Below are 18,681 nucleotides of genomic sequence, written 5' to 3'. Positions count from 1 at the left end.
GTCCGTCATGAGTCGTCCAGGTAAATTTGGGAAATCGAGTCGCACCAAACAACTCAAACAGCTTCGCCGGCGCAAACAGCAACAGGCCGGCAATGTCTTGGCTTGGGACCAGGTCGAAGACTTTCTGTTAGGCCGATACCACTTGGTCCAGGGGGTCAAGTTGCCGGCGATCGTGGACGCAACCGTGCAGCGATTCTTCAGCGAATGGCTAGAAACAGCCTTGGCGGCGGGACCCGAGCAGATTCAGTGGGATGTGGCCACGATGACAACCGCCACATTGAAACGAATCGGCAATCAGGTTCCCTGGCAGTTTTATGCCGTGCTCAGCGGGCAACTCAACCATTGGGAAAAATTCCTGTGGCGAGAAGTCCCCGTTGTCCCACTAGCGACGCGACGACAGTTAACTGGACGGCTAGAACCAGCAGACTTCACCAGAGTCCTGGCCCAGCAACTAGCGGTGAACTTATTAACCGTCAGTGCCGTGCCGGTTACGGCGAGTCAGCGTGATCAGCTAGTCACCAGTCTGGTCGCGGCCGATCGCCTGCAATGGACCGCTGTGGGGGCGCTCTTTACGCCGTTAGGGTTTCAGGTCAGCACCTCGGCCGATCAGGAAACCGGTCAGTGGTTAAATGATCTTCAAGCGCTAACCGTGTCCGACTTCCATAACTAATCGACTAGATACGAAAGACCAGCAAATAGCTGGTCTTTTTATTTGGAACCCGTTATTATCTTCTAGTGAATCAAGCGAAGGCAGTTGAGATGTTATCAACAGAAGCCGGCGCATCACAGGGCCGGCAGGAGTCACTTTGTGCGTTACACAAGGATGGTTGCCGTTTACCGGCCCATCATTTGACACCAAAACTGGTAATCGTGAGTTTTAAAAATGAGCAATCTAAGGAGTGAGTACCATGACTCGTAGATTAATGAAGACGGCACTAATGAGTGGTGCGGCATTGTTGGCCTTAGGCTTCGGGATTGTTCCCGTTGCCGCGGCGACAACCGACACCAGCAGTAGTGACAGTAGCAGTTCCAGCTCTAGTGTTGGCCCAACCAGTGAAAGCACCACCACGACAGCTGAATTTGACACCGATCCCAACGCCACGATCACGTTGAGTTCGGCACCTAACATCAGTTTCGGTAAGAATATTACCCCTAACGGCCCAACCAATGGAAATTACACGGCAGTTACGGTCGACAACCCAATTGGCGTTAGCAACCCTGGGTTAGGCAGTGGCTGGAGTGTTCAAGTCAAGAACAGTGCCTTTACCGATGCCACTGGGGATACCCTCAATGGGGCAGTACTGGACTTGGCAGCACCAACCGTTGCGGCGGCCAACACTGGCAACCCTTCCGGTAAGCCCGATGGCATGTCATTGAGCCTAAACGGAACCGATGCCAACGAGATTCTCTTGAGTGCACCCCTCAAAGGCGGCTTAGGGATCTGGGATGGGAGTTACAGTCCATCGGGTGTGACCTTGGCAGTACCAGCTGGGCAAATGGGCGGGACCTACACCTCGACCATGACTTGGCAGTTGAGTGACACGCCAGAATAGGAACGGTTAGTCGTTGTGTTCACGCGGTAGCGGGGCCTCAAGCGGCGTCACTACCGCGTTATTAGCTGATGGATTGGGGGAGTCGGCGATGAGACGAGGATTGAAGATCATGGTCATGATGAGTCTGGCGCTATTACTTGGGGTGGCACAAGTTGCCCCGGTGTTAGCGGACCAGGCCCCAACGAATAACGTCGGTTACACGGTTCGCGCGGTGCTCCCGTCAAATCAGGAGAACCGTCAGATTTCGTATTTCGATTTGCGGGTTAAGCCACAAGAATCACAGAAACTAGCCATTATGATCGAGAATACGAGTAACCGATCACAACGCTTTCGGGTTAGTGCCAACCAAGCGGTTACCAATCAAAATGGGGTCATTGACTATAGCCAGTTGTCCCCTAAATTAGATTCGTCCCTAAAGGTTGGGATCGCGGACATCTTTGCCCACGATCTGACTCAGAAGGTCACGGTTCCGGCCAATAGCCAGAAGCGCGTCACCCTGAGTTACACGATGCCGGCACAGAAGCTACGGGGCATCATTCTTGGCGGTGTGTACGTCCAGCAGCTGAATCCGGTTCAGACTAAGGCGTCGGGAAAGATCATGATCAACAATGCCTACACTTATGCCATCGGTTTGAGCCTCCAAGAGGGCGCGACCGTTAAACCTGATTTGAAGTTAAAACAGGTTGGCGCCTCGCAAATCAATGCCCGGAATTTCGTGACAGCGAACTTGCAGAACGACCAACCAGGGATTTTACAAGGCTTAACGGTCAACGCCCGCGTCACCCAAGCGGGACAGACGCAAACCTTGATTCAACAGAAGCAAACCAAGATGGGGATGGCCCCCAACAGTAACTTTAACTTTGGGATTCCGTGGGGTAACGAGAGCTTGAAACCAGGACAGTACACGCTGTACCTGACGGCTAACGCCAAGGGTCAGCAGTGGCAATTCGTGCGCAACTTTACCATCAGCGCCCCGGTTATCAAGCGACTCAATCGTCACGCGATTACCCCGGCCCCACAGCCAAATTACTGGTTGTACCTCGCCCTGGCACTTCTTATTGCTAGTCTCTTAGCCATCATTGGCTACCTCATGTATCGTAACCGGCACCCACGTCACGCAAAATAAGGAGAGATGAGTTTGCTCAAACAGTGGTTGAGCGCCGGCTTGATTCTACTAGCGGTCAGTCTCGGTACTAGGCTTAATGCCCATGCCGACAGTGACTATAACCAGGCGTTGAAGACAGCGCCTCAGGGAATTCTTCTGAACAAGACCATGCCTATCCTCAAGGTAGGCTCCGCTAGCAAGAGCTCTGCTACTGTAGTTGAGACAACGAATCCGGCCGCGCCAAATACGCAGGCGGCAGTTATCACCAATGGCCCCGGAAAGTTCGGGGCCATTTGGTCGACAAATGGGAATTACTTTGATTTGACAAAAGACGAGACCGTTTCATTCTGGGCCTACCTGGGTAACCGGGGGGCCGAGGCGGGTGAAGGCATGGCCTTCGTCTTGCAAAACGATCCTAAGGATGGCGGGGCCGCACCAAACTTTGGGCGCGGTGGCATCGTTGGCGAAACCCTGGGGGTCTGGGGTGTCGATACGGAAGCTCGACGGAAGAATCCACAGGATCTGGCTAAGACGGCGATTCAGAATAGTTGGGCGTTAGAATTTGATACCAACTATAACGGCCTGACGGGTCAACATGCCGCCGGCAAGGCCAATTCGTTTGATGCAAGTTTCCCCAAGGAACATTTGGCCTCGAATTATCCGGGTGACCCAGATACCTACTACCAGTACATTGATACGGGTGGCTGGGGCTGGATTTTCACCCAGAAGAATTATTACTATGCCATTGGACACAAGGGCCTCATCGCCAATGGCGCTAAGCCAGGATTTCTGTCGAACGGTCAGTGGCATCACGTGACGCTCCGTTGGAATGCGGCGGATCAGACGATGGCCTATGTCTTTGACGATGAAAATCCGCAGACGGGCGAACCGCTTCCGGGGATGAGTCGTAAAGTTCGGGTGGATGTTCAGAAGATTGATCCGAATCATACGGGCTTTGCGCGGTGGGGTATCACCGGGACCACCGGGAAACGTTGGGAAAACAACCTGATCGTGTTTGAAAATGCCCCGGGATTGGTCGACGCGCAAGCTAAGGCCAAGCTGACGGATCTGACGCGTAACCGGGTCGTTCCTGAAGGTGGTGAAGTCGTTTCTGGTGACCGTGTCCAACTGGATTACCAGCTGACCTATCGGAATGGACGGCAGACCTGGTCCAGTATTACGACGCTTCTGAACCTACCGGAGAAGATCGCGTTTGATAAGGTCGAGATTCGGTATTTCGGGAAGGAAAAGGAATGGACTCAGATGATTGACGCAACCGCCATCAAGAACGGCCAGTTAAAGGCAATCTTTGACTGGGAATTGGACGAGAATACGCCCGCCGCAACCATTCAATTACGGGGTAAGGTGGGGGCTGTCAATCGGACCACTAAGGTGGCGAGCCGGACCAGCATGGTGACGTCGAATGCCTTTGTCGGTTCGGCGCAGACCCCAGAGTTCAGTATCAACCCAAACGTCGATTTGAACCTCGATGTGACGAGTTCCCATGCGTTGACGGTGGAACCACACACGGATACGCAGGTTTTTGGTAAGGTGGCTGTGAGCACGAGTGCGTCAGCACAACCCATTGTTAAAGTTCGGGCCATGTTAAATCGACAGTTGTTGACGACGTTAACGCCGGAAAAAGACGGTACGTTTAACTTTCCGATCACGGCAGATAAGTTACGAGCTGGGGACAATGTCCTGAAGGTGACGGCGACTACCGCAAAAGGGGAATCCTCTAATACGGTAACCGTGAAGATCAAGGTGCAAGGAACCTTGAAATTTGATTTCATTTCCCCGAGAGAACAGTTCCAGGCCAGTCGACTCACGGGTCGGGACCAGGTGGTCCAGCGAAGTGGCAATTGGCAGGTTGTCGTACAGGATACTCGAGGGAATGACTCGCAGTGGACACTAATGGTTCACGCGGAACGTTTCCGATCGCGGACCGGTGTTCCCTTAATGGGTGGTCCAATCTACGTTCATGCCGACGGTCGAACCACAGATATTCGCGAGCGACCGACCCCGGTCGTGCGGCATACGACGAGTGAGGCGGATAAGGAAGGCAAGTACGCCGTCCACGAAGACTGGACCAAGAAGACCGGTGTGTTGTTACAGGTCGAAGCTGATTCAGCGGTCGGTAGCTACGGTGGCAGGATTACCTGGACGCTGGCGGATACACCAGGATAGAGTGTGACCCAAGGCGATTAGGTCCTGAGCATTAACGTCACTAGGTGCCGGTTTGGCAAAGCCAAACGGGTGCCTAGTGGGGTTAAGCGCAGGGACCTGCCTTGGGGCACACGTTTCCGAGGTCGCCAGTATCGGGATCACCTGGCGAGAGCCGATCCCATGAAGCATTAGCGTCGATCAGTGCCGGTTTGGCGAAGCCGAACGGGTGCTGATTGGGGCTAAGCGGAGGGGGCAGCCCGAGCGAACACGTTTCCAAAGTCGCCAGTATCGGGATCACCTGGCGAGAGCCGATCTCATGAAGCATTACCCCAGATCAGTGCCAGCTTGGCCCCAACCAAGGCGGTACTGATCTGGGGTAATGTGGAAGGTGTCGCTCACCCAAGCGATACCGGAAGCACCCAGAAAGGAATGCGGCTAGTCATAGTCGTAGCTAAACATCCTACCAACAGACGGTTTCTCCGCAATATGCCGCGGAGTTGCCGGGATCCGATAGCTGAAGTGGCGTCGAGACGAGAGTCTTGGCGCCACTTTTTTACGAAAAAATAGGGACACCACTCAATTTGAGTGGGACCCTATTAGAAAATTTGAGATTTTTTAGAACTAACTGTCAATCTAAAGTCATTGAAATGGACCAATTGAGAATAAACGCCAACTACGGTTAACTTGAATAACCGATCGTAGCCGGAGGAGGCCAGGGATGGAGCCGGCCGTGGCGGTGGTGTTAGACCGAGTGATTTTCTCGGCCTTACACCACGGGCGATCTTTAAGACCCGCGCTCCTGGCGGGGCTTAAAGTCGAGCGAGAAGCCCAAGGGGCTGAAGCGTCCCCACAGCAGGCGTAATCCCTGGCAGCCGCAGGCGGCCTTCTAGCTCTTCCTATTTCAAAAACGATTCCTACTTCAACAACCGGCTAATCAGTTTCTCATAGATAGTGATAAACCGGTGATACATGTCGAGATCAACGTATTCGTTCACTTGATGAGCCGTGATGTTTCCGGGGCCAAAGACGATGACATCAATGTCCGGATTGAAGGCCAGGAAGGAAGAAGCATCGGTACCACCGGGAACCCCAATCAATGGCAGTTTCTGATCGAGTGCGTTTTCCCCAATTTCCTTAGCTGCTTGAACGAGCTCGGTGTCTTCCATCGTGTGCATTGGCCGTAAGTCACTCAGAATGTCGAGCGACAGGTCTGCCCCTTGTTCATTCAGGTCCGCAATGATTTTCTTGATAGCGACCGTGATGTCAGCGTTTGGCAATTCCGGAATTGTCCGGATCTTAACGGAGAGGTCAGCACTGGCAGGCACGGTGTTAATTTGTTCCCCACCCTTGACCATCGTTACAACCGGCGTTACAGGTCCGAGAACCGGGTTGCGGTAATCCTTGATAGAATCAAAGTAGGCTTCTTCCTTCTGATAGAAGGCCATCAGTGGGGTAATCGCGTTTTTCCCGATTTCAGGCATGGAACTGTGAGCCGCAACCCCTTTGGAGTGAACGGTATAGGTCAGCGACCCCTTGTGCGCCAATTCGATAAAGTGTTGTTCACTAGTTTGGTTGGCGTCGGATAGCTGTTGCGCACTGGCCTGGTCGATCTGCAGCATGTATTGAATCTGCTTTTGCATTAGGAGTTGTTTAGCTGCCCCACTAGGTTCCCCGACGATTAAGGTGTCGAGGTCCTTTGCATAGCCCGCTTCACCAAGTTGCTTGGCGCCGTATTGACCGTATTCCTCACCAACCGTGGCCATGAAACGCAGCGTCCCGTGAAGTGGGACGTGTTGATCATGTAAATGAATCATGGCCCAGAAACCAGCGATCAGGCCGGACTTCATGTCAGAGGTTCCTCGCCCAATCATCAGATTATTTTGAATCGTGGCGGAGAGGGCATCAACCTTCCACTTAGCGGCGTCACCTAAGGCAACGACGTCGGCATGGCCATCGAACCCGACAACGGGGCCGTTACCGTCCCCAATTTCAGCGACCAGGCTTACTCGGCCGGGAGCATACTCAACTGTTTTACTGTCAATGTCATGTTTGGCTAATAGGGCTGCGATATAGTCCGCAACCTTTTTTTCGTCACCGTTAACGGTATTCATTTTAACAATATCGCTCAGTGCTTGAACAACTTCATCCATGTTCTTCCACCTCATTTTAAGTCTAGCCACCCGCATCTTCGAAGTGACGGGTATTCACTAACTTGATTACAGCACTTTTTGCAAGCGGAATCAAGAATCCTGGGGGCCATCGCGCAATCTTGGCTAGAAAAAAACGGCTCGCGGCAAAAACCGGAGTCGATAAGTAAAGTTTTCAATTATTGCAGTTGATACTGCAGGTTGACCAGCTGAGAGGCCCCTTTGCTGGTGAAGGTCTCATCGAGGTTCATCTGCCAGAGCTGATCGCCTACGTGGAGCTGGTTTTGGGCAATGTAGTCGGCCAGTTGGCGCAGGCCAATGCAGATGTTTTTCGTGTCATTCGTGGTGGTGATCGTCACGTAGTCGCCAGTGGGCTTGGTGAGCTGTGGCAGGACGTCGGTATCGGTACCCGCTGTGACCTTCTTGAGAATGCAGAAGGAAGCGGTGGGGTACAGGTTGGCGTTACTTCCAGGTAGGCGCGTCAGAAAGCCAGAGTCTTCTTTATTAACCAATTTGAGTTTACCCAAATTGGCATAGAATTCGGCGTAAATCTCGGCAATCTCCTCTTCGGTACAAGCAACCGACTGCCGGGACCGACAAAATGTGGTGGTCTCGGTAACCGTGGTGATCGCAGGTTGATTCTTGACGGGGGTTGCAGTCGCTATGGGCTGATTAAACCGGGTATTCAGCGTGCTCTTGAGGACGGCGAGATTGTCAAGCTGGGCGTTAATCTTGCCGAGCACGTGTTGGAGGTTGTCGTTTAACGAGCTGGGATCGGCGTTCTGGGTGAGGGCTTTGATCTCCGAAATCGAGAGGCCGAGGTGTCGTAGCTCGAGAATAAAGGTGAGGTCGTAGAGCTGATCGTAATCGTAGTAGCGGTAGCCGTTTTCAGCTACACGCTTGGGCTTGAAGAGATTCTTTTCATCGTAGAAAATGAGGGTTCGTCGCGTGGTGCCGGCGAGCGTGGCAAATTTTTGAATAGCTAACATGGGCATCTCCTAAATAAAAGCTTGACTGTGACGTTACGGTACACCTTACACTAGGGTCAGTAAATGAGCAACTAAAACGATAGAAATGGGGACTTAAATTATGCGAGCAGTTGTTATCGATCATCCAGGAGATGCCAGTGTGATGAATTTGGTGGAACGGCCAATTCAGAAGGCCACGGCTCACCAATCGGTGATGCGGATTCATGCTTTTGGCGTGCACCGTTACGAAGTGTTGACGCGTGCGGGTGGATCACCATCCGTTAAGTTCCCTCGGGTCATTGGTGTCGAAGCCGTGGGTGAAATCCACGAGGCTTCAGCTGAGGGACCATTTAAGGCCGGTCAGAAGGTCATGACGATGATGGGTGGCTTTGGCCGTGAAGTTGACGGCAGTTACCAGGAATACGCCTTAGTCGACGATTCTAACCTATTTACGGTCAACCATCCGGGAACGGATTGGGTCAAGCTGGCGCAATATCCTGAAAACTTCTATACGGCGATCGGGGCGCTGAAGTCCCTGCGGTTACAGGCTGGACAGTCGTTGCTAGTTCGTGGTGGGACCACAGCGGTTGGCTTAGCCGCAACCCAACTCGCCAAAGCCATGGGTCTGACGGTAACGGCCACGACCCGGCGGTCTCAGATGCTGGATGCCGTGGTTCAAAATGGGGCAGATGCCGCAATTTTAGATACGGATAACCAGCTGGTCACCGAAGAAAAATACGACGGGATCATTGATTTGGTGGGATCGGTCACGATGGATGATTCGATTGCCCACTTGAATCAAGGAGGGACGGTCTGTGTGATTGGTCTGCTAGCTGGCGAATGGGTCGCTAAGGAATTTTCACCATTTGTCCTGGGCGATAAGTACTTAACGTTCTTTGATTCCACGGTGGTTCGCCAGGATTTGGTGGATGAGATGTTCGATCTCATTAACGAGAATCACCTGGAGATCCCGATTGCCAAGGTCTTCAAGCTTGCGGATATTCGTGAAGCCCACGACTACGTGATGGCGAGCCGTGAACTCGGCCAAGTGATTATTGATAATGATTAGATTAATTCGTCAATGACATCGGTGACGGTATAGGTCGCAACCTGTCCCAACGCCAAAAGAAACTCGTTGAGCTCTGCTCGCGTGTGAAAGGCCCCCTCAATGAGGTAGGGCCTTTCTCCCGTGACTCGATAATGATGGCGAATGGCATTACGGTACTGGTGAATGAGGGCGTCGTAACCCGCGCGCTGAGTGGCGTTCTTGACGGCTGCCTGAATGAAGACCTGGCGATCAAAACCTAATTTTTCGGTATCGACCTCAATGGTGTAGCGCTTAATCACGCCGGCATCTTCGAGGCGGGCGATCCGCGCAGCCACGGCGGGGGCGGTGAGATGGACCCGCTCCGCGAGATGGTTGGCCTTGATTCGACAATTTTTAGTGAGTTCCTTTAGAATATTTAGGTCTGTTTGATCGCGCAACTGAAACACCTTACTTTATAAGTATTTTGGGGCAAAAGGCTTTACTTTTCATCTTAACAGTCGCGTTTAAAGACTGTAAAGTAGAGACCATTGCTTATCTAACTTGTAAGCCACTTTCTTAGGTATTTGGGTAAAGGTTAGTATAATTAGGAGTTATAGATATATCAGTGCGGACAGCGGAAGATTATCGCGTCCGCACTGATAGTGGTGTTGCCCGTCGAATTGGGCCGCACACGAGTAGGGTATGGAGGCTGACATGATAGAATTTAGAAATGTTACCAAGCAATATGCGCACAACCAAGCCCTGGATCGGTTGAACCTCACAATTCCCAGCCGGGACTTTTTTGTGTTGGTCGGTCCCAGTGGGAGTGGGAAGACCACGACGTTGAAGATGTTAAACCGGTTGATTGAACCCACCGATGGCGACATTTACTTCGATGATCGCCGCTTGATTGATTACGATTTAAAACAACTACGACGCCAAATGGGGTACGTTTTACAGAACATTGCACTTTTTCCGAACTTAAACATTCAAGATAACATTGCCATTCAAGCCGAATCGTTGGGCTGGCCCCGTAAGCGGCGGATCGAACGGGCGCGCGAGTTGTTGGCTCAGGTCGACTTGGATCCTGATCAATACGCCACACGGATGCCCAGCGAACTCTCCGGTGGGGAGCAACAACGGGTCGGGATTATTCGAGCCTTGGCGATTAAGCCCAAGGTGGTTCTGATGGATGAACCCTTCAGTGCCTTGGATCCCATTTCACGTAAACAACTTCAAGATCTGGTTCTGCGCTTGCATCAAGAACTCAAGATGACTTTTGTCTTTGTGACCCATGATATGCATGAAGCCTTGCGCTTAGGGCAACACATTGCGGTGATGCGGCTCGGCCACATCCAACAAGTAGGGACGGGTGAAGACATTATTCGGCACCCGGCCAATGATTTCGTTCGTGGCTTTTTCCAAGTGGAAACTGCGGCCCGGCCAGATGCGGTTTCTGATGTCGTGCTGGCTGGTTATGGAACGGCGACGAGCGACACACCGACCCTTGATGCGACGGCGACGGTAAATGAACTAGCGGCGGACCTGCGTCAAGGACCGGTGGTTGTGGCGACGCCTGATGGCAACCGCCAGTTACAGACCACCGATCTTTTAGATTTCTTAGCCACAAAGGAGGCGGATTAGGTGTCAGCCATTTTGCATATTCTCAAGACGCAGGGCGGCGACATCGTCCATGCGATCGGGCAACACATCGGGCTGTCCCTAATCTCGCTGCTGATTGCCGCGGTGATTGCGATTCCGTTGGCAATTCTTCTGATGAATCACAAGCGTGCGGCGGGGGTCATGCTCCAGATTACCAGTATTCTCCAGACGATTCCAAGCCTGGCTTTGTTAGGGATCCTGATTCCGATTGTGGGGATCGGGACGGTGCCGTCAGTCATCGCCCTCGTGATCTACGCGGTGATGCCGATCTTTCAAAATACGTATTCCGGATTGACTACGATCGATCCCAACTATGAGGAGGCTGCCACGGCGTTTGGGCTGTCGCGGCGAATGAAACTCTTTCGCATTGAATTGCCGTTAGCCATGCCGATGATTATCTCCGGTATTCGAATTGCGACGGTCTTGATCATTGGGACCGCCACACTGGCTGCCTTGATTGGTGCCGGTGGTTTGGGGACCTACATCCTGTTGGGAATTGAAACCAATAATAATCCACTCCTGATTATCGGGGCGGTGTTGTCGGCGATCTTGGCCCTGGTGTTTGGGGCGGCTATCGACTGGCTGGGTCGACTGTCCTTTAAGAAGGCCGGGATTGTTCTGGCCACAGTGGTTGTCCTGATCGGTGGATTTGCCGGTTATCGTAAGATTGCCAACCCAGAAACGGGGATCACCATTGCCGGGAAGATGGGGAGTGAACCCGAGATTCTGATCAATATGTACAAGGATCTTATTGAACACGACCATCCCCGAATGAAAGTGACCACCAAGGCCAACTTCGGGGGGACGTCCTTCCTGTTTAAGGCCCTCAAGTCGGGGTCCATCGACATTTATCCTGAATTTACGGGAACCGTCTTGGAGTCTCTGGTCAAGGGAGAAAAATCGGCCAGTCATGATCCCGCTAGGACCTATCAGGTCGCACAAAAGGCCCTGAAGTCGCAATACCGGATGGCTTATTTGAAGCCGATGAAGTATCAGAACGGCTATGATTTGGCCGTCACCAAGCAGTTTGCGAAGGCTAACAATTTAAAAACAATCTCTGATTTGATTGCGGTAGAGGGTAAAATTCATGCCGGGTTTGATCCTGATTTCTACCAATTGAAGGACGGTTATCCAGGATTAAGCAAAACATACGGTCTGAAATTTGCCAGTGCTAAGACGATGGAACCCTCGATTCGCTACAAGGCGATTGCAAATGGCAAGGTCAACCTGGTCGATGGCTATACCACCGATCCAGAAATTCAAGAATACCATCTGGTGGTCTTGAAGGATGACCGTAACTTTTTCCCACCTTATCAAGGGGCACCGCTGATGACTGAGAAATTGATCACCGAGCATCCTGAATTGAAGACCACCTTGAACAAGTTAGCCGGGAAGGTTACCACGACGGATATGCAGAAAATGAATTATCTCGTCACTGTGAAACATGAGAAGGCCGCAACTGTGGCCCGTCAGTATTTGAAGAGCCATGGGTACTTAAATTAGGGAGGAATAGTGTGCATGAAAGCAATCGTTGTGAGTCATCCGGGAGGACCGGAAGTGCTAACCTATACCGATGTGCCCAAGCCCAGTGTGAAGCCCGGCTGGACGCTGATGGCCGTGAAGGCTCGGGGCGTTAATCATTCCGAGGTCTTTACGCGAGATGGTGAGTCACCATCGGTTAAATTTCCACGAATCTTGGGAATCGAAGCGGTCGGTGAAGTCGTGACCACCACCGATACGAAGCGACTTCCGGTTGGCCAAACCGTGGTCACCTTCATGGGTGAAATGGGTCGTGCTTACGATGGCAGTTATGCAGAGTTTGCCTTAATCCCCAATGAACAACTCTTTCCGATAGCGACGGCGTTATCTTGGCAAGATCTGGCTGCCGTTCCGGAGACTTATTACACGGCATACGGTGCGCTGGAAGGACTACGCCTGCATGATGGCGAGACCTTGCTGGTTCGTGGCGGAACCAGTGGCGTTGGCGTGGCGGCTGCTAGATTGGCGCATGCCATGGCTGACGTGACCGTCACGGCCAGTACCCGTAACCTGGCCAAGCGTGATCAGTTGTTAGCGGCCGGTTTTGACGACGTGGTCTTGGATCGCGATGAACAACTGCCACAGGGGACCCGGTATGACAAGATCCTAGAATTGATTGGGGCCCTCACCGTTCCGGAATCGCTCCAACATTTGAATCCGGGGGGTATTGTGAGTGCAACGGGAGAATTGGGCGGCCAATGGGGATTAAATGACTTCGAACCAGTGTCCAAGATTCCTAGTAATACCTATTTGACGGCTTTCTATTCAGGCGATATTGATGAACAGCGGTTGCGCACCATGTTTGAACTGATCGATAGCCACCATCTCGATGTGCGTCCTGCCAAAGTCTTTCCACTGCAAGAGATGCGGGCAGCCCATGAATATTTGGGGAGCCAGCACAGCTTCGGGAAGGTTGTCGTGGTTTCCTAGGATTTAGGTTGACAGCGACTGACTGAAAGATTAAAATAACAGTTAATTTCTAATCAATTTATCATAAACAGCCAGGAGAAGAGTAGTGGCGGCGGTGTTGTGCAGTGAGCCCGGTCAGTGAAAACGGGTCGACACCTAGTCATGAAGATGAGCTCCCAAGTGCTATCCGGTGGTTCACGCCGCTGGATCGGTAGGAACCGTTAACTTTCCGGGTATCAACTGGTACCGTTGAGGCGTGATCTGTGAGGATGACGTAAACTAGGGTGGTAAAACGACGCGTTCGTCCCTTGAACTAAGGATTTAGTTCGGGGACGAACGCTTTTTTGTTACCCGCAAACGATTAGAAAGTCACCCAATCTTAAGGAGGACATTTAGATGACATTTAACCAAGTTAAAACACAATTTCCTTACCGCTACGACGTGGTGGGGAGTCTCTTACGACCGGCAACGCTCAAGGCGGCGCGGGCCCAATTTGCGGCGGGCACCCTGAGCGCTGAAGACTTAACCAAGATTCAACGGGCGGAGACCAAACGCGTCGTCCAACGCCAGGTTGAGCTGGGACTCAAGGCTGTGACCGATGGTGAATTCAATCGGAGTTGGTGGCATCTCGACTTTCTCTGGGGCCTTACGGGAGTGGGTCACTATGACTATCAGCAAAGTTATAAGTTCCACGGTAGTAAGACCCGGACCGACAATGCCGACCTGGTTGGGCGCATTGCCTGCAACCCTGATCATCCCTTCTTTGAGAGTTTTCGCTATCTCCAGAGCCTGGTGCCAGCGGGGGTGGTGGTCAAGCAGACCATCCCGTCCCCAACCATGTTGTTCCGGGACAATCGGAGTGATAACTGGCATCAATTCTATCCGACCTGGGATGCCTACCTGGATGATCTAGCCCAGGCCTACCATGACACGATCTTGCGGTTCTATGAACTGGGCTGTCGTTACATTCAGCTGGACGATACCACGTGGGCCTTTCTGATTAGCCGGTTGAACGCGACGCAAGAGGACGCCGTGGTACATCAGGAATACGTTGATCTGGCCGAGAACGCCGTTTACGTCATCAACCGTTTGTTAACGGATTTACCGGAAGATCTGACGGTCACCACCCACATTTGTCGGGGAAACTTCAAGTCAACCTACCTGTTCTCCGGGGGCTACGATGACGTGGCGGACTATCTGGGCCGCTTGCACTATGATGGCTTGTTCTTGGAATACGACAACGCGCGAGCCGGGAGCTTTGCGCCGCTCAAGAAAATTTGGCACAACGATCCTGATAAACGACTGGTATTGGGACTGATCACGTCGAAGTTTCCAGAATTGGAAGATCCAGCGGCTATCACGGCGCGGATTCACGAAGCGGCCGAACAGGTGCCACTGGCAAACCTGGCCTTGTCGACACAGTGTGGCTTTGCCTCGACCGAGGAAGGCAATCAGCTGACAGAGGACCAGCAATGGGCCAAACTCAAATTAGTTAAGCAGATCGCCGATAACGTCTGGCCGGAGTCCTAAATTTTACACAAAGCATAAGCAATCTTTACGTTTGCCGGGGTCATGAGGTGTTATCCTAAACAAGATAGCTAGACTGAGATAGGAGCGACTCGAACATGACAACGGTATTCGGTCACCGGGGCTACCCGGCGCGTTTTCCAGAAAATTCTTTAGCAGGCTTTCGTTATGCGGTTGACCATGGTATCGAAGGCATCGAGTTTGATGTTCATTTGACGAAGGATCAGGTGCCGGTCATTATGCATGATGAGCAGATCGACCGGACCACGGATGGGAGCGGGTTGATCGAGAGTTACACGTTTGCCCAACTCCGTCAGTTTCGGCTGGCGAACCAGGAACCGATCCCGTCACTAGCGGAATTTCTGACGCTGGTCACGAATCGTGATGTCCAACTCAACTTGGAGTTGAAGACCGATAAGATTCAGTATCCCAACATTGAACGGATTGTGATGGGGATGGTCCACGCGACTGCGCTCAATAAGCCGGTGATTTTCTCGTCATTTCATCTGCCAACGCTGAAGACTTGCCAAAAGCTGGCGCCCAATGAGATTTATTGTTGGCTGACCGACCGTCGGGTAGCCGATCCGGTGGCCCTGGTCACCCGTGAACACCTGAATGGCCTCCACTTGAGTCATTATCAGGCGGGGGTTCCCGTGACCGAGCGGATTTGGACCGTGGACAATCCCACGGTAGCTGCCGATCTGATGACTAAACACGTCGCCGGTATCTTCACCGATGATTTTGAAATGATGATGCAGGTGAAGCAACAGGTGGCCAATTAAATTGAAAAGAGTGTGACCAAAGGCGGTTAGTCAATGAGCATTAACGTCGATAGACGAATAATCCCGGTCCTGGATTATTTGTCTATCGGGGTTAAGCGGAGTTGACTGCCTTTTGTCGCACGTTTCGACGATAGATGTTCGGAGCGCAAAGAGGTTCTGAGACCAAAGTCTCAGAACCTCTTATTTTGTGTACGGTACGTTATTTCTGTGTGAGTCGGTGTAAAAATTCTGCGCCCATCTGTTGGGCGTTAAAGGTGTAAGGTGCTAGAGCCGTTGCCGGGTCTTTAAACTGGCCATGCTCGTCAATCTCGTCCTTCTTCAAGGTCAATTGGAGGTTAGTCGCCATTAGTTGGAACTTGAGTCCGCGTAGGACCAGGTTCATGCCCAGGGCCGCTTGGAAACCACCATGGCCGCCGTAGGAAACCATGCTGACGGGCTTGCCCCGCCATTCGGCATACAGGTAGTCTAAAGCATTCTTCAAGGGTGCGGGATAACCCCAGTTGTATTGGGGGAAGAGGAGAATGAAGCCGTCGTAACCTTGAATGAGTTGGCTCCAACGCTGTGTGTGTTCCTCGTGATAAATGCCAGTGGAAGGTTGTTCGACTTCGTCTAGTAATGGCAAATTGATTTTTGCCAGATCAATGAGGTCGACGTCTAGTCCGGGCTGAGCCACGGCTGTTTGTAGCCAAGTGGCGATGCTGGGGCTAATTCGAGTGGGACGGGTGGATCCGATGATGAGACCGATTTTTTTAGGCATGCTGATATCTCCTTTAGATTTAAAATAATAGGTGCACCGTGCACACATCTTAGCATTTATCTGGTATAATCACAAGTATGGATAATGAAATCTTTGAAGCGCTATTTGAAATCGTGACCTTCTTCAACCAGCCCCAACAGGACCGTCACCTGCTGCAGCAGGCCAACGTGCCGTTGGAACCGGCCGCCCTCCCAATTGTGGTGCGGGCCGGGCGTCAAGCAGACATTAGCATTGGCGAGCTGGCTGATCAGATCGGCCGCAATCACTCCTCAATCAGCCGGCAAGTGGACAAACTCGTCTCAGCCGGCTGGCTCCGTGAGGTCGATCGCCGCGATCAACGGGTCCGGTTGGTGGCACTCACTCAGCAAGGACAACGGGGACTCATGCAAATTAAGCTCGCACGGGAGGCAGCGTTACGAGAACGGTTAGCGAGCTATTCCAATACCGATCGGGCCGAACTGGTCCGGGTCCTGCAACAGTTGGCGGGAACGCTGACTGGTGAGACGGCCGACGACTATGATGAAGACGACGATGACTTGAAGTAAGCAAGTTAAGAATTTCAGAGAGCGGCCAGGACAGGTGTCCTGGCTTTTTTCGCCTCCGTTTAGATTGGTAAACGCGTATAATAGGGTGTAAATTGTTTTGGGAATTAAAGGGGATGGGTCGATGCGTCAAGAAATCAAGCGTGGATTAATCCTAATTGGATTTTACGTCTGCTGGGTATTGCGCACAGTGGGCTGGGCCTGGTTATCTGGCAATGACAGTGACGCTCTTGGGGCCACAGTGTTGAGTTTCATTGTTTTTGGGGTGGTGTTACTGCCTTGGCCCGCTATTGTTTACTTGGTTGGTCGCGGTATTCATCACCGGCAGTGGGTGCCCGTCGTGACCGCCGGTTGGTTAGCGGTGTTGACGGTGGCCTCTTCGGAAGCGCTGAGTGCGAAAGTGGCCCCATTTATTCCTCTGTTAACGATTCTGACGGGGTGGCAAGTGGCTGGTTTATTTGTTAAATCAACGACAAGATCCACGGCCTGGTGGGTGACGGGTGTGAGTATCGTGGTCACCGGGCTTTGCCTATTAACACCGGTCACAGCTGGTCGGCTGTTCGTGGCGGGATATGCCTCACCGGTTCAGGCATTCACCGCCAGCTCATCTTCCGATAGGGAGGGTCAGGTGACCTCGTATAACTTTAACGTGACCGAGGTTAGCTTGATTCCCACGCAAACGAACCCGAAGCTGAGTGTGGACGTTCATCGCTTGGGCTGGGTCTACTATCCTACCGAGGAACAGTGGTGGGTCGTTTAATGATGGTTAATATGTTAAACAACATTTGAAGTTTAAAATATTATGGATTATAATTTACTAGCTAAAATAAAAAGTGAAACGATATAGTGTTTCTGGAGGGTCTTCAATTGAAAAAAGGGATAGTAGTAGGTGTGATTGCATTGGCTGGTATGATGTTAACAGGTTGTGTATCAAGCCATTCAAGTAGTGGTGTAACTAATTCAGCCAACGTCGTGTCTCCAGTTAAAGCGGCACAAAGTTCGCAGAAAAGAATTTGGGTCGATGTTGAAAGTGATTGGTCCAATATTTCAGAAAACGATACTGCAGAGAATATTTATGTGACGCAAAATGGAAAAGTTAATTTTTATCAAATGTATGGTGCGCATCCGGGTGATATGCTTTCGCTAGATTCATGGCCGAAAATGTCGACAGCCAAGGTTGTGAAAATAGCCAAAAAAGGGGACGAGGAGTCGCTTACAAGTAGAGATGGCGATACCGAATCTCTACCTAAAAGCCAATATAAAGCCCCAGTACCTTCTGTGCTAAAAGGTCAGGTTCGTTCAGACAATGGTAAAATTACCGGCGAAAAAATGTCTTATTATGCTTATAGTATCAGTACTGAAACCGGTAAGTTAGAAAAAGATAAGTATGATGCGTTCCAAAACTATGAAAGTGTTGTCCCTGCAACTGTCATTGGCTATAAGACCATCCAAGGACAAAAATACGGCTATTTAACCACAAAAAAGGAATTTGATGATTCTGGCAAAATGCGTATGCGAACTTACCTCGTTACGAAATTAAAGAAGAACCAGAAGTTGCAATTTGATCAAACTGGAACACCAAATGTTTCAAAAGAAAAGTCTGGGAAGTAGTCTTAAGGCTTAGTCACCAAGGCAATCCTGATCTTAGTTAGCTTTGCTCTTGTGTGACGATAATTGCAGTAATCAACTTAATTGAGAGCGTAAAGAAGTCCCCCTGAATTGGCGAAGATCCAATTCAGGGGGACTTTAGTTTTAGGATGATTCGCGGCTTTTTATAAAAAATTAACCACCTTGAATTAGACTGGGATTTAGTCTGATTCAAGCCGGTTAACGATTATTTTGGGACAGCTACGATTGGGGCATTTTCCGGGTACCCTAATCACTGCTACCAAAAAAGCTTTAGTTTGTCGTCTGTTTGTTAAGCAATTGTTTACGACATCTTCATAATAACAAAGAAATCAAGGGTTTTGGGTGATTCTCGTGATTTGTAATATTAC

At 51.3% G+C, this 18,681-nt stretch carries 17 protein-coding genes; 13 read left to right on the top strand and 4 right to left on the bottom strand.

The features are described 5' to 3' along the window. The first annotated feature begins 7 nt into the window (after positions 1 to 7). The 4 genes from OCU14_RS00955 (at position 8) to OCU14_RS00940 (ending at position 4,845) form a co-directional block, all read left to right on the top strand. Positions 8 to 670, top strand: a complete 663-nt coding sequence (locus OCU14_RS00955; protein ID WP_261809381.1) for a hypothetical protein — start codon at positions 8 to 10, stop codon at positions 668 to 670. Between the two features lie 238 nt (positions 671 to 908). Next, a complete protein-coding gene (locus tag OCU14_RS00950; protein ID WP_261809380.1) occupies positions 909 to 1,553 on the top strand; it encodes a WxL domain-containing protein in 645 nt (214 codons plus the stop codon). Positions 1,554 to 1,641: 88 nt separating this feature from the next. Beyond that, the gene (locus OCU14_RS00945; RefSeq protein ID WP_261809379.1) at positions 1,642 to 2,679 is read left to right on the top strand and encodes a WxLIP family cell surface protein; all 1,038 of its coding nucleotides are present in this window, start codon (positions 1,642 to 1,644) and stop codon (positions 2,677 to 2,679) included. Positions 2,680 to 2,691: 12 nt separating this feature from the next. Continuing rightward, entirely contained in the window at positions 2,692 to 4,845 is a 2,154-nt protein-coding gene (locus OCU14_RS00940; protein WP_261809378.1) for a WxL domain-containing protein, read from the top strand. An 893-nt stretch (positions 4,846 to 5,738) separates the two neighbouring features. Here the strand turns inward: OCU14_RS00940 and OCU14_RS00935 are convergent. After that, entirely contained in the window at positions 5,739 to 6,974 is a 1,236-nt protein-coding gene (locus tag OCU14_RS00935) for an ArgE/DapE family deacylase (protein WP_261809377.1), read from the bottom strand. A 176-nt stretch (positions 6,975 to 7,150) separates the two neighbouring features. Beyond that, positions 7,151 to 7,960, bottom strand: coding sequence for a MerR family transcriptional regulator (locus OCU14_RS00930; RefSeq protein WP_261809376.1), 810 nt, complete (start codon positions 7,958 to 7,960; stop codon positions 7,151 to 7,153). A gap of 100 nt (positions 7,961 to 8,060) precedes the next feature. Between OCU14_RS00930 and OCU14_RS00925 the strand changes: the two genes are divergently transcribed. Beyond that, the gene (locus tag OCU14_RS00925) at positions 8,061 to 9,008 is read left to right on the top strand and encodes a zinc-binding dehydrogenase (RefSeq protein WP_261809375.1); all 948 of its coding nucleotides are present in this window, start codon (positions 8,061 to 8,063) and stop codon (positions 9,006 to 9,008) included. On the opposite strand, the gene OCU14_RS00920 is transcribed toward OCU14_RS00925, so the two are convergent. After that, positions 9,005 to 9,433, bottom strand: coding sequence for an Lrp/AsnC family transcriptional regulator (locus OCU14_RS00920; protein ID WP_261809374.1), 429 nt, complete (start codon positions 9,431 to 9,433; stop codon positions 9,005 to 9,007). The two genes, OCU14_RS00925 and OCU14_RS00920, sit on opposite strands and share 4 nt — an antisense overlap. A gap of 247 nt (positions 9,434 to 9,680) precedes the next feature. On the opposite strand from OCU14_RS00920, the gene OCU14_RS00915 reads away from it, so the two are divergent. From OCU14_RS00915 to OCU14_RS00895, 5 genes are all read left to right on the top strand, one after another. After that, on the top strand, positions 9,681 to 10,610 hold the full coding sequence (locus OCU14_RS00915; protein ID WP_261809373.1) for an ABC transporter ATP-binding protein: 930 nt from the start codon (positions 9,681 to 9,683) through the stop codon (positions 10,608 to 10,610). Further along, entirely contained in the window at positions 10,611 to 12,131 is a 1,521-nt protein-coding gene (locus tag OCU14_RS00910) for an ABC transporter permease/substrate-binding protein (RefSeq protein WP_261809372.1), read from the top strand. Positions 12,132 to 12,146: 15 nt separating this feature from the next. Beyond that, positions 12,147 to 13,097 carry a zinc-binding dehydrogenase gene (locus OCU14_RS00905; protein ID WP_261809371.1) on the top strand — a complete coding sequence of 317 codons (951 nt, stop codon included), beginning with the start codon at positions 12,147 to 12,149 and terminating at the stop codon, positions 13,095 to 13,097. Between the two features lie 375 nt (positions 13,098 to 13,472). After that, positions 13,473 to 14,606 carry a vitamin B12 independent methionine synthase gene (locus OCU14_RS00900; protein WP_261809370.1) on the top strand — a complete coding sequence of 378 codons (1,134 nt, stop codon included), beginning with the start codon at positions 13,473 to 13,475 and terminating at the stop codon, positions 14,604 to 14,606. 95 nt (positions 14,607 to 14,701) lie between these two features. Next, positions 14,702 to 15,385: a glycerophosphodiester phosphodiesterase family protein gene (locus tag OCU14_RS00895; protein WP_261809369.1), complete on the top strand. Its 684-nt coding sequence runs from the start codon at positions 14,702 to 14,704 to the stop codon at positions 15,383 to 15,385. A 199-nt stretch (positions 15,386 to 15,584) separates the two neighbouring features. On the opposite strand, the gene OCU14_RS00890 is transcribed toward OCU14_RS00895, so the two are convergent. Beyond that, complete coding sequence (locus OCU14_RS00890; protein ID WP_261809368.1) at positions 15,585 to 16,142, bottom strand: NADPH-dependent FMN reductase; 558 nt, start codon at positions 16,140 to 16,142, stop codon at positions 15,585 to 15,587. A gap of 77 nt (positions 16,143 to 16,219) precedes the next feature. Here OCU14_RS00890 and OCU14_RS00885 point away from each other — a divergent pair, with 77 nt between their 5' ends. The 3 genes from OCU14_RS00885 to OCU14_RS00875 all read left to right on the top strand — a co-directional run bounded on the left by OCU14_RS00885 (position 16,220) and on the right by OCU14_RS00875 (position 18,295). Beyond that, entirely contained in the window at positions 16,220 to 16,687 is a 468-nt protein-coding gene (locus OCU14_RS00885) for a MarR family winged helix-turn-helix transcriptional regulator (RefSeq protein WP_261809367.1), read from the top strand. Positions 16,688 to 16,808: 121 nt separating this feature from the next. After that, positions 16,809 to 17,444, top strand: a complete 636-nt coding sequence (locus tag OCU14_RS00880; RefSeq protein ID WP_261809366.1) for a hypothetical protein — start codon at positions 16,809 to 16,811, stop codon at positions 17,442 to 17,444. Between the two features lie 107 nt (positions 17,445 to 17,551). Next, the gene (locus tag OCU14_RS00875) at positions 17,552 to 18,295 is read left to right on the top strand and encodes a hypothetical protein (protein ID WP_261809365.1); all 744 of its coding nucleotides are present in this window, start codon (positions 17,552 to 17,554) and stop codon (positions 18,293 to 18,295) included. The last annotated feature ends 386 nt before the right edge of the window (positions 18,296 to 18,681 follow it).

The sequence above is a fragment of the Levilactobacillus humaensis genome, assembly GCF_024345185.1.
In the GTDB taxonomy this organism is placed as follows: domain Bacteria; phylum Bacillota; class Bacilli; order Lactobacillales; family Lactobacillaceae; genus Levilactobacillus; species Levilactobacillus humaensis.
The sequence above is the reverse complement of the archived record's forward strand: the minus strand, read 5'-3'. Positions and strand labels throughout refer to the sequence as shown.